Source organism: Bacillus sp. ISL-51 (genome assembly GCF_018613535.1).
In the GTDB taxonomy this organism is placed as follows: Bacteria; Bacillota; Bacilli; order Bacillales; family Bacillaceae; genus Bacillus.
The window spans coordinates 138091-151525 of sequence record NZ_JAGGQB010000011.1; the positions used below are offsets into that span (position 1 = coordinate 138091).

Annotated in this window: 1 protein-coding gene; it reads right to left on the minus strand. The window is 49.7% G+C overall.

Annotated features, from left to right (window positions below; translation table 11 throughout):
* Nucleotides 1-10: 10 nt before the first annotated feature.
* Entirely contained in the window at nt 11-13435 is a 13425-nt protein-coding gene (locus J7E26_RS14855; protein ID WP_311379500.1) for a type I polyketide synthase, read from the minus strand.

A 13435-nucleotide genomic window follows, 5' to 3' on the forward strand; every position in this document is an offset into this window, starting at 1 on the left:
CACTCCTCTCTTAATTGAATGTTTTCCAAAACATTTCTTTCGCAGGAAGCTCTTTTTCTTTTACTGGACGGGCCGTTTTTTCTGCTATTGCCTTCCGTCTTAATGGCGGTACCGGCAGCGGCTGTCTTTTCTCTATGGTGTGATCTTCCTCCTGCCATGCTTCTACTATGACGTGGGCGTTTGTCCCGCCGTCGGCAAAACAGTTAATGGCTGCGGCCGGTCTTTTTGCAGCCCAAGGGCCGGTTGTTTTATGAAAATAAAAATCAGTTTCTTTTATATCAAAATGCGGCATCGGCTCATCCCCTGACAAAAACGGAACCGTTTCTTTATGCTTCAGCATTAAGACGACCTTAATAAAACTGGCGATGCCTTCTGCACACAGCGGATGCCCGATGTTCGGCTTAATGGAGCCTATTCCTAATGGCTCGTGATTATCAGAGCGGTATACGGACTGGACCGCCTTCAGCTCAAGTAAATCTGTCACCGCCGAACCTGATCCGTTTGCTTCAAGATAGGTGATGTCTTCCGGTTTTTTACCGCTTTTTTCAAGCGCGGTTTGCATCACGTCTTTTTGCGCCTGCAAATTAGGTGCAGACGGTCCTGCCGTCCGGCCGTCATTATTTATGGCGGCGGCCTTGATGACAGCGTATATAGAATCACCGTCTTTTTTCGCTTGGCTTACCGTCTTTAACAGCACCATACCGACGCCTTCTCCTAAGACAACGCCGCCTGCCCGTTTGTCAAACACATGGAATGACGGTTTCTTGCTTAATAGCCCCCGCTCTTGGAACATCCGGTGCGCCGCGTCTGTATGGAGCAGGCTGACGCCGCCCACCACGGCTGCTTCGATATCACCGCTCCTTAGTGCCTGAACGGCCATGTTCATACCGACCAGCGCCGATGAACAAGCCGTATCCAGCACGATGCTCGGACCGCGCAGATCAAAAAACTGCGACACATTTGCGGCTAAATAGTTTTGTCCCCCCGCGACGATCGGATTGCGGGTTTTAGCAAGACTTTCTTGATCAGGCTGATGCTGGCTGCGACCCCCGATATACACACCGGCCTGCATGCCCTTTATTTCTTCACGGGTATAGCCGGCGTGGCACCAAAGTTTTAAGCTTTCCTCTAATACCGCCAATGCTTGGGGGTCCATCGCTTTCGCATCGTTTTCCGGTATGAAGAAGAATTCGGAATCAAAGTGATCCATGCCGTCAATCATTCCCGCTACAAACTCATTTGGATACCCAAAACGTTCAGCAGGCACTGCGCTTATCGCAGAACGGCCTCCAGACAGCAGATCCCAATATTGTTCTAGGGATCCCGCTCCCGGAAATCGGCAGCTTAGGCCAACGACGGCGATGTCTTCTGTTTGCGTCTTCCTCTGAGGAGCATCGTTCGCCGCTTGAACGGCAGGCTGCTGTTTTGTTGTTTCAGGCTCTTGCTGTTCTGTAAACAACGGCTGCTGATTCGAGACAAGCCATGCTGCAAACGCATCTATCGTCGGATGTTCATATAAAACAGACGGATCTAAATCCTCTTTGAGCGCTTGATTCATTTGCTGTAAAAGCTGGGCTAATATGATGGAATCCACTCCGTAATCCTGGAACGGTTCATCGGTTTCCAGTTCATCAGGAGCGATTTTCAGCTCGTCGGAAAACAGTTTCACAAGCCAAGCTTTTGTGTCTGTGAGAAGACTTGAGCCTGCCGTTTGTTTCACTGTTCCGTTATACACGCTGTCTTTTGCTTCTCTCTGTATGTCTTCTTGATTTAACAGCCTATCGGGATTCCATCCGTCTGCATGAATGACAGCCGGAAGAACTGCGGGACGGATGTTTTCCGATAAGATGCCGTCTAAAAGCTGAAGCCCTTCCGCATTTGTCAAACCTAACAGTCCAGTCTGCTTTAAGCTTTCTGTATGGACTTCCCCCAATCCGGTTTCTTTCCAATTCGGCCACTGAACGCTCACCATCGGATATTGATCTTGATGAGCAGCCGCGAAATAGTCCATGTACGCATTCGCCATCGCATAATCCGATTGCCCGGATGCGAGAGCCGGAATGACGGCTGATACCGATGAAAATAAGATAAAAAATTGCAAAGGCTCGTTTGTGAGCAGGCTGCTTAATGTTTGCAGACCGGCGATTTTCGGTTCCATCACCTCTTGTATGTCTTCGGCCGTCTTCCTGATAAACGCAGGATTTGTTGTATTTACTAATCCCGCACAGTGAATGACGCCGCCAATCGGCCCCATCGTGCGCCGGATGGTTTCGATACCGGCTTGTACGGCATCGCGGTCAGACAGAGTCATGTTGAGCACCGTAACTTGTACGCCTTTTGCTTCAAGCTCTTCAATCGCTTGTATCTTCTCTGCAAGCGGTGTGTTTGCCGTTTTGAAGGATGCCCGCTCCTCACGCGGAGGGAACGGCTCCCGGCCTGTCAGAACTACTTTTTTCACTCCGTGCTTTTCTGTAAAGTGGCGGGCGCATAAGAGGCCCAGTCCTCTCGTCCCTCCTGTAATCAGAAGCACGCGGTCTTTCGGAAACGGAGCGGGCTTCAACTCAGCTTTCTCATCCATCGGTATTTCCCGGTAGCAAGCCCGGTATCTCTGCCCGTTTCGGTAGCAGACTTCAGGCTCTGTGCTGCCGGCAAAAAATTCATCCGCAATTTGCTTGGCAAGCACCTTTTGCTCAGTAAAAGAATCTGCATCCATGTGCCTTGATGTCACGCTTTTGTATTCATTTTGCAGCATTCGGTACAGCCCGCTTTTCGCTGCTCCCGACAGTTGAACCGTCTCCTGCTGAAACGGCTCCAAGCCTTTTGTAACACTTAAAAGCGTTATTGAACGCCCTTGACGGCGGCTGTTCTCAATCAGTTTCTGAAGCCAGCTGATCCCTTGTAAAGTCTCCGCTTCGTCCCCGCATCCGGTCAGATCCACGGCGCCCGCTATCTGATCCCATTCAGTATGTGCGTCATCAGCCGATTCGATATCAAGAATGGCTGATTCAGCAAAATGTTTAGCGGTTTCCTCAGCAAGCCCTATTGTCTTCTGATCAGCTAATAAAATGACGGTTTGGCGGTTTTTGCTTTGGACTGATTGGATTTGGCACGGTGCCCACTGCTTTTGTAAAAGCCGGGTCTCCCGCATGTTTCCGTTTTCTTGTAATCCGGCTTTCGGCTGGGGCAGCCAATACGGCTCCTTTGCAAACGGATAAGCCGGCAAACTGATTCGGCGGGGCTTTTCGCCGCTATAGAGCCTGTCCCAATCAACCTGAAGCCCTTTTGCCCATAATTCGGCGATATTGGACCATTTTTTCTTTTGAAACCATGATCCAAGCAGCTGCTTCAGATCATCATCCGTTTCAAATGTTTTGATTTCGCTTTTAGATGCTTTTACGTGGGCAGCATATACACCCTCGCTCGTTTTGCCGTCGATAAAATCCGTCAAACGTCTGATCAGCTCTTCTTTCGAATCTGCTGTAACAGCGAGGCGGTAATCCATCGCGTCCCTCGCGGTTTGAAGGGTATACGCCACATCAGAAAGATTCAGCTCTCCGCTCGCTTTTGCGAAGTCTTTCATAGACTCGGCATAAGCCTTTAACTGCGGCGCCTTTTTCGCTGAGAGAACAAATATGTTTGTCTCATCCGGCTGCCTGTTCCCGCTCCACTTCGGCTGATACTCCTCAATAACGAGGTGGGCGTTTGTGCCGCTGTAGCCGAAAGAGCTGACACAGGCCCGCCGCGGCGTATCGCCGGATTCCCAATGTTTCAGTTCTGTATTGACATATAAAGGCGACTCATCAAAGGCAAAATGTTCATTCGGCGTGTTGAAATGAAGCGTAGGGACGAGCGTCTGATGCTTCATGGACATCAGCACTTTTTGTACGCTTGCCACACCTGCCGCAGCTGACGTGTGTCCGATATTCGATTTTACAGAACCGATGGCGCAGTATTGTTTGCGATCCGTTTTCTCTTTAAATACCGACGATAGAGCTTCTAATTCAATCGGATCGCCCTGCTTCGTTCCGGTGCCGTGCATCTCAGCATAGCTGATGCTTTCAGGGTGGATGTTGTGCGCTTCATAAACTTCACGCTCTAAATCCATTTGGCTTTTCGCGCTTGGTGCGGTAATGCCGTTCGTTTTGCCGTCTTGGTTAATGCCTGAACCGATAATGACGCCGTATATATGGTCTTGGTCGGCTTCTGCGTCTTTAAGCCTTTTCAAAACGAGCGCACCCGCACCTTCACCAGGCACAAATCCATTCGCGCTGTTATCAAATGCTTTGCATTGACCGTCCGCAGACAGCATTCCGGCTTCACACATGCTGATGTATGATTCAGGCGTTAAATACAAGGTGACACCGCCGACGAGCGCCATATCGATTTCATGGTTTAACAGCGCCTGGCGCGCCAGATGAGTGCCGACAAGTGAAGATGAGCAAGCCGTATCTATCGGAATGGCGGGCCCTTTCAAATTGAGATAATACGGCAGGCGGGCGGCGGCGATGCTGAAGCTGTTGCCCGTGGCGCTTCCCCCTGACTGATGTTTGTTAAGCATCATGCCGTATTCATTGTTCATAATTCCCACATATACGCCGCATTTTTTCCCGTTTAATGTCCTTGCGTTATAACTCGCATCCTCAAAGGCTTTATAGCCCTCCTGTAAAAATATCCGGTGCTGAGGGTCCATCAGTTCGGCTTCTGAAGGAGAAATATTAAAGAACAGCGGATCAAACTCCTCAATATCATCCAGCATGCCGATTGATTTGCAGTACACTTTGCCTTTCTTGTTCAATGCCGGATCGTAATATTTGTTCACATCCCACCGGGAAGGCGGAATCTCGCGGATTGAGTTTTTCGCTTGAACTAAATTGTCCCAATACTTGCCGAGATCCGGCGCATCAGGATACCTGCCCGACATACCGACGATGGCGATCGCATCCTGCCTCTCCTCTTTCGGCGCTGAGTTAACAGGTTCCGTGTCACGTTCCTTTTGAACCGTTATTTGGATCGGCTGCACCTGCTTTTTTTCAAAAGGCGCCGCTTCCTTTTTCAGTTCGGGCGGGCGTTCTGGAGGCACCCGCTTTTTTCCGCCCCTGCCGGCCAGCTCTGAATGCAGAAAATCTGCAAATTGGCGGATTGTCGGATAATCATACACTTTGGTGACGTTACAGTCTGTTCCGTACCGTTTATTGACGGCCTTGACCCATTCCAGACCGGTAATGGAGTCCATGCCTAAATCAATGAATGCTTCATCGATGTCTGCTTCATGAGGCTCCATGTACAGAACATCAGCCAGCGCTTTCGATAACTCGTCATGCAGCGCCTCAACCGGTTCATCTGTCTCAGAAGATGCCGCTGTTTCAGACATCCCCTCCCTGATGTCAGCAACTGCATACGCCTGTACACCTTGCCGCTCAGTCAAAGACTGTAACGAAATATTTGACGGCTTTTCTATTGCCTGTATTTCAATCTGTACGGCCTCAGCATGATCAAGTGCTGTTTCCGCGCCAAGCTCGTCTTTTAAGAAAGCTGCAAATTGGCGGATTGTCGGGTAATCATATACTTTGGTGACAGTAATGGATGTGCCGTACGTTTTATTAATCGCCTTTATCCATTCCAGTCCGGTAATCGAGTCCATGCCGATGTCAATAAACGTGTCGTCTTGGTCAATGTCATGAAGATCCATATATAAGACATCTGCCAAACTTGCCGTTAATTCTCCGCTTAAGGCTTCAGCCGAAACCGGCGAATGGTTAACAGGCTGTGCGGCTCTTTTCGGTTCCGGTCTGCTTAAAGGCTGTAATGCGATATGTGCCGGCTTCTGACTAACAGTCTCATCCGCAGGCAGCGCTTCAATGGCCGGCTTTACGACGGCTGCCGGTGTGATCGGCTCCGGCCGTTTTTCGATCTGTCTGCTGGAAGGCATATCCGCCGATTTGTCAATCCAATAGCGGTCTTTCGCAAACGGATAAGCCGGGAGACTGATTTTCCGCGGTTTGCCGGTCTCGTATAACCTGTTCCAATTTAGCGGAAGACCCTTGACCCAAAGCTCTAATATTTTCGCGGCTTTGCCTTTTGCAAGCCAGGCTTCAATGGTTTTTTCCATATCTTCATCCGCCGCAAACAGCGCCATCGTGTCTTTATTTTGTTTGACCTGTCCGCGGTACAGCAGGTCAATCGAATCCTTGCCGCTGGTAAATTCACCAAGCTTTTCTTCAAGCTCCCGTAAATTGCGGACAATCAGCCCGAGACGCTCCTCCATCGGTTCACGCCCGATTTGCAGGGTATAAGCGACCCGGCTCAGATCTGACTCTTGATAATGTCCGCTTTGAATCGCTTCAAGCAGCCGTTTTGCCCGTTGCTGAAGTCTTTCTTCATTTTTTGCAGAAAGGACAATCATGACCGGATGCGGTGCTCCAAAAGCAGTATCCTTTTCTTCTTCCGGATACTCTTCAATGACAATATGGGCGTTGACGCCGCCCGCTCCGAAAGAAGAGAGTCCCGCCATTCTCGGATATTCCGTGCTTTCTCCGTTTTCATTTATGACCGGTCTCTTCCACTCTTCAAGCGCTTGCTGCACTTTAAACGGCGTACTGAGAAAATCAATATTCGGATTAAGCGTTTTGGAATGCAGCGAAGGCGCGAGCTGTTTGTATTTCATTTGCAGCAGAACCTTTGTCAAGCCGGCGATGCCCGCGGCGCTCTCACAGTGGCCGATATTTGATTTAGCCGAGCCAATTGCGCAAAACTGTTTATCTTGTGTTTTTTCTGAAAAGACTTTCGTAAGTCCCGTGATTTCAATCGGATCACCGAGTGATGTTCCGGTGCCGTGCGCTTCGATATAGCTGACCGCCCTCGGATCGGCTCCCGCATCTTGGAGCGCCCGTTTTATAACGGCGGCCTGGGCATTCGGATTAGGGACGGAATATCCGTTTGTTTTTCCGTCATGGTTTACGGCCGTTCCTTTAATCAAGCCGTAAATATGGTCACCGTCTGCTTTTGCTTTGGACAGCGGTTTGAGGAGAACAGCGCCCACGCCTTCACCAGGCACATATCCGTCTCCCCCTTCTCCGAAACTTTCACATCTGCCTTTACTTGATAAAAATCTGTTCTGCCCGAGCATCAAGTATTTATTCGGGTGAATGGATACATTGACACCCCCGGCAAACGCGGCCTCGCATTCCCCGTTTCTTAAGCTTTGGCATGCCAAATGGATGGCTGTCAAAGAGGAGGAGCACATTGTATCTAAAGCGATACTAGGCCCGTTAAATCCGAAAACATAGGAAGCCCGGTTTGCGATTGACGACGGATTTCCGGTCAGGGCAAGCGATTTTCCACGCGCTTGCTCCTCGGCTCCGTACAGCTGGTATTCCTCATACATGACGCCGACATAAACGCCGACATTTGCTCCCAGCGGATCACCGTCTTTTTTATTCAGATTTTCCCGCGTATAGCCGGCATCCTCCATCGTTTCATAGACGCATTGCAAAAATAACCGCTCCTGCGGGTCCATCATTTTTGCCTCTCGGGGTGAAATATGAAAGAATTGCGGATCAAATTTGTCCACGTCTTTCAGAAATCCTCCCCATTTCCCGTAGGTCTTGCCTTCTTTGTCTTTATCAGCATCATAATAAAGGCTGTGATCCCAGCGCTCGCTTGGAATTTCTGTAATGCAGTCTGTGCCTTCCTTCAAGTTCTTCCAAAACTCCTGAAGGTTTTCGGCTTGCGGATAACGTCCTGACACACCGATTATCGCGATATCTTCGCGTTCAGGCTGCTGCTTTTCGGGCGCCTCTGTGCGTGTGCGGACAAAACCCTTTTTGCCTTTTGCCTTGAAGGAAGCAGGTCTGGCCTCCGTTTTCGCAGGAGCAGCAGGCTCCGCTGAAACGGCTTCCTCAGTTTCCACTCCTAAGATTTCCAGTAAGGTATCACGGTGAGCTTCGATAAAATACTGTGTTAATGATTCAATATTTTGGTATTCAAAAAATAATGTTTTTGATAATGAACCGAAGCTCTTTTCCAGACGGCCTGTCAAATGCATAATCATAATGGAATCGATTCCGTAGTCTTCCATAGGCGCTTTGGCGTCAATCCGGCTGACCGGAAGTTTTATCACCTCGGAAAGCACGTCTTTCAAATAATGCTCCGCTTTTTCTCTGAGCATTTCTTCTTTGCCCGCTGAAAGATTCGTTGGTTTCGCAGCTTTGTGATCGCTTGCTGTTTTTCGCAGAAACGCGCGGATTTTCGCTGCGAATCCTTCTGTTACCATGACTTGGGCTTTCTTTGCCGCCCATCCGCGGTACAAGGCTTGAATACCGTTTTCGGTTTTCATAGGAACCATGCCGCTTTCTTTTGTCAGCATCGCTTCTGTTTCCGCATCCACCCTCATGCCGCCGTCTTTCCAAAGCGGCCAGCAGACAGAAAGGGTGCGGCCGAACCGCTCGTTCGCCGCTTGCTGCCGGTTTCTTTTTTCACTGAACGCGTTCATAAACGCATTCGCCATCGCGTAGTCCGCTTGGCCCGCGCTCCCCGCACTTCCCGCGCCTGAGGAGAAAAGAATCAGAAAGTCCAGCGGAATGTGCTTCGTCGCTTCATCGAGATGAACCAGGCCGGCGACTTTCGGAGCCAGCACCTCCCGGATTTCCCCTTGCTGTTTTTTCAAAATGTAATTGTCTTTTATCGTTCCGGCGCTATGGATGATGCCGTGTAAGCCGCCGTATTGCTTCCGGATATCCTCCGTGAGTGATTGAACCTCTTGTTTTTCGGCTATATCCGTTTGGCTGTAGACTGCGTGCGCGCCAAGCGCGGACAGCACTTGAAGCTGTGCTTTCTTTTGATCATCAAGCAAAGAGCGCCCCGTGAGAATGAGCACGGCATCTTTCGTTTGCTGCGCGATTTCCCGTGCGAATAAAAAGCCGAGGCCTCCCGCGCCGCCTGTAATCAGATAAACGCCTTTGTCCTTCCAAGGCTTTTCGGCGCCGAATCGTTCCAGACCGGTCTCCTTCCACTCAGCCGTATATCGCTTGCCGTTTTGATAGCGTATATGCTTGTCATCCGGACAGAAGCTGCTTTCTGTCAAGTGTTCAGACAGCACATCGGCCTTAATGCCGGGCTCCAGTTCGATGAGCTGGCAGGTCAGGTTCGGGTTTTCGAGCGCTGCTGTTTTCAAAAGCCCCGTTAAACCGCTGAGGAGCTCCGTATCGGCTTCAGCCGGCACGACAATTTGAAACAGCTCCCGTCCTCCGGATTTTGAGGCGAGGATTTGCTGCACCACTTCAAAAGCTTGGAGCGCACAGGCTTCAAACTGTTCGTCTGCGCTCTTTTGATGATCATGGAGCACCTTACAGCTGAAGTCTGCTTTCATTCTATTCATCTGTTCTGTAAACCTGTCAGAAATCAAGACATGATGCGCTGTGTAATGGATCGGCGCCTTCATTTGTGAAACGGTTTTTTCTTCCCATACGTGCTCAAATAACAGTGTCTCAGTCTTTTCCGTTTCTATCGTTCTTGCAGAATAGCCCGTCATTTTCACACATACATTGCCGTGCTCGTCGCACAAGTCAATATCCAGTTTTTGCACGGAATCTCCCGGCTTACTATCCCCGCTGTATGTAATCGATACCCACATATCGCTTTCACAGCCTTTGAAGATATCAATCTGTTCGAGGGCAAACGGCAGCATTGGGTTTTTGTCCATCCCGCCTTTTTCAAGCTTCAAACCGATCGTCGCGTGGAATGCCGCATCAAGCAGGCTCGGATGCAGGACAAATTGATCTTTTGTGTGCGCAGCTGTAAATGGGAGTGACAGCTTCGCCAGCACTTCGTTTTCCCCCGCATACATTTCCGTGACCGCTTTATGAGCGTCTCCGTATTCAATCCCCATCTGCTTATAAGCCTGATAACATTCGGCAGGCGTGATCAAACGGCGTGATTCTTTCAGTTTCCTAATCTCGATTCCGGCCGGTTCTTCCGCTTGAACAAAAGCGGCGCTTCCTTGTGCGTAGAGGACAGGCTCCTGTTCTGGGTGATCCGGCTCTTTATAAATCTCATATGACATTTCGCCATTTTCTTCATGATATAAGCGAAGATACAATTCGGCGCTTTCTTCCGCTGCCGTAAACGGACGGATCCACACGATATGTTTCAGGCGGATTACGCCTTCTTCCCGTGTTTCTGCCGCTTGTTCAACGGCTGCCCGCACCATTTCCAGATAGGCCGCGCCAGGTAAAGTACGCTCGTTTTTTACGATATGATCCTTCAGGAAAAATTCAGTGCCGCTAAAGGATGACCGGAAGCGGACACCTGACATGTTTGATACATTTTGATGCAGCAAAGGGTGCAGAATACCGGCGGTTTGTTCCTGCGTCTTTTCTCTCGGCTCCGCCTGAGGCACCCAATAACTTGTTTTTTCAAACGGATAGGTCGGCAGGCTTATGCGGTTTGGCTTGTTTTCTCCATATAAGAGATTCCAATCCAGTGTGCCGCCGCCGGCCCATCTTTCAGCAATCGTCTCCAGCCCGCCGTCAGAAAGCAAATGATGTATCAAGCCGGGAGCAAGCTCTGTCCGTTTATCTTTATCCGCCCTGCCTCTAAAGCACCCGCTGATATCTTTGCCTAGAACAAAAGCCTTCAGCTGCTCTATCAGCTGAGTTATATCCTCAGCGATGAAAACAACCCGCTCCGCCATTTGCTCACGGCCGATCTGGAGTGTATATGCCGCATCTCTCAGCTGCAGGCCGGAATGGAGAAATTCGGACAGCTTTGCAGCGTACGCCTGAAGCCGCTCCTCATTTCGGGCAGAAAGCGGAATGAGGAATGTCTGATCTTCTGACGGCTCTGTTTTTTTCTGCTCTGATTCATTCGGAACAAATTCCTCCAGAATGATATGCACATTTGAACCCGTGGCCCCGAACGAGCTGATTCCCGCGCGGCGCGGGTACACAGCCGCTTTTCCGTTTTCTGTCACAACAGGCTTTTGCCACGCCTCTGTTTGATGCTGAACGTAAAATGGCGATTGTTTGAAGTCTAGGTACGGATTCAGCTCCTCTGAATGTAAAGAAGGCACCAGTGTTTTATGGTGAAGCTGCAGGACAACCTTGCTTAAGCCGCTGATTCCCGCCGCTGATTCCGCATGCCCCATATTGGATTTCACTGACCCGATGGAACAGAACTGCTTGTCCTGTGTATATTGGCGGAACGCCTTCACCAGCCCTTGAATTTCAATCGGATCACCTAAAGAAGTACCCGTTCCGTGCGCCTCGATATAGCTGACCGTGCGCGGGTCGATTCCCGCTTTGTCCAGACACGTCTCAATTAAATCGGCCTGGGCAATAGGACTCGGGACAGAAATTCCGCTCACTGCTCCCACGTGGTTAACGGCACTGCCTTTTACAACAGCATAAATACGGTCGCCGTCTTTTACCGCCTGCTTTAACGGCTTTAATAAAACAGCCCCGAGTCCTTCTGCCGGAACATATCCGTCTCCATCTTTCCCGAACGTATGGCAAAGGCCGTCAGTTGAAAACATGTCCCACAAGCCGTAGGTCAAATATTTATTCGGATGCAGCGACAGATTGACCCCGCCGGCTATTGCCGTTTCACATTCTCCGCGGCGAATGCTTTCAAGCGCCAGATGCACTGCCGTCAGTGAGGAAGAGCAGACCGTATCAACCGCCATGCTCGGCCCGTGAAAATTACAAAAATATGAAACTCTGTTTGCAATTTGCGCATAATTAAGAGAAAGCGGAAACACATGGTCTTCAGATGAAGCCTCAGCTCCGACCAATGTATAATCCTTGTGCATCACCCCGGCAAAAACTCCGACGCGCTGCCTCTTATTCCGTCCGCGCGGCTCTGCCAGCGTCTTCGGCGTATAGCCGGCATCCTCAATCGTTTCCCAGCACGTTTGGAGGAACAGCCGCTCCTGAGGGTCCATAGTTTCGGCTTCTCGCGGCGTAATTCGGAAAAACTGAGGATCAAAGCAATCCGGATCATCAATAAATCCGCCCCATTTTGATATTTTCTTCCCCGAAGGCGACTCTACATTTTCAAAACGGCGCCAGTCCCAGCGGGATTCCGGGATTTCACTGACACAGTTTTTTCCTTCTTTAAGGTTTTCCCAAAATTCATGAATATTCTCGGCCTTCGGGTAGCGGCCCGCCATGCCGATAATCGCAATGTCCTCATCTTGCGGAACGCTGCTTTGCCTGATTTCAGGTTTCATCACCGCCGGCTCGCTTTTTTTCTCCGGCAATACAGAGGAAGCGCTGAAATGTTCCCCGTATTGCTTCGTAAGAAAAGCTGCTAATTCGGCTACGGTTGTATATTCAAACAGCAATGTCGGAGAAAGGGTTTCACCGATTTTTTCGCTTATGGTTTCGACGACGTCAAGCAATCCCGAAGAGGTCAGACCCATCTCATAGTAGCCGGCCTGCGTATCAATCTGTTCAATCGTCTTTTCCATTTTTTCCGCCATAAGTTTGCTGACATACTGTTCTGCTTCCCCGTACGGATTCTCTCCTTCAAGAGATGCGGAGACTTCCGTTAAGCCGGCAGCGGGAGGCACAGGTTTCGCCTCGGGCTTATGGTTTTTATTAATAAGCTCGGCACCCCGCACGAGCTTGCTTGTGAAATCTTTCAGCTCAGCTACTTTTTGGCCGGAAGCGTTGAAAAACTCCAGCGTGATGTAAATAAGCTCTTTTTCCTGCCGAAGCGACGAACGTTTGATCCTCGTGATGCACCCGGCCTGTAAGGGTTCGGAAGCGGTAAAAGATTCATAGAAAAGAGGCAGAAACAGCCTCTTTTCCCCATTTAACATAGACGAAATCAGTTTATTGGCACCTACACCGCTTCCGTCAATGAGAGTCGGATGGAACAGAAAACCATGCGCTTGCTCCATCGCGTCTTTCCCGAGTGACAAAGCAAGCGTTACACCGTCTGCCCCCTCAAACACTTCTCCCTCCGCTTTCATATATCCGCTGTGAACCAATTCCTGGATTCTGCACTGCTCATACAGTCCATTCAAATTGACAGTTTGTTCGGCAGCATGTTTGATTTGGCTGAGATCAAGCGTGTCATGAAATACTGCGGGTGAAACCAAATGCATTTCAGCTTTTACGTATATGTGTTCTTCCGGTGACAATCGCCCCCCGCTGAACTCTTTTCCTTTTGCGGCGATTTTCCAGCGCCCCTCTTTTACCTCTGTACAGTCGATCGTAAGCTTAATGGCAGTGTCCTCTTTCGCAATAAGCGGCTGATAGATTGATAAATGGCGCAATTGAAGCTCAGCGTAAGAATAGCCCCGCTCTTTGAAAATCTGATAAAACATATCTATATAAGCCAATCCCGGAAGTACTTTTTGTCCGTAAACGGCATGGTGAAAAATAAACGGATTTTTTAGCGATAAAGTGATTTGCTTTTTGAAGTTCTTCAC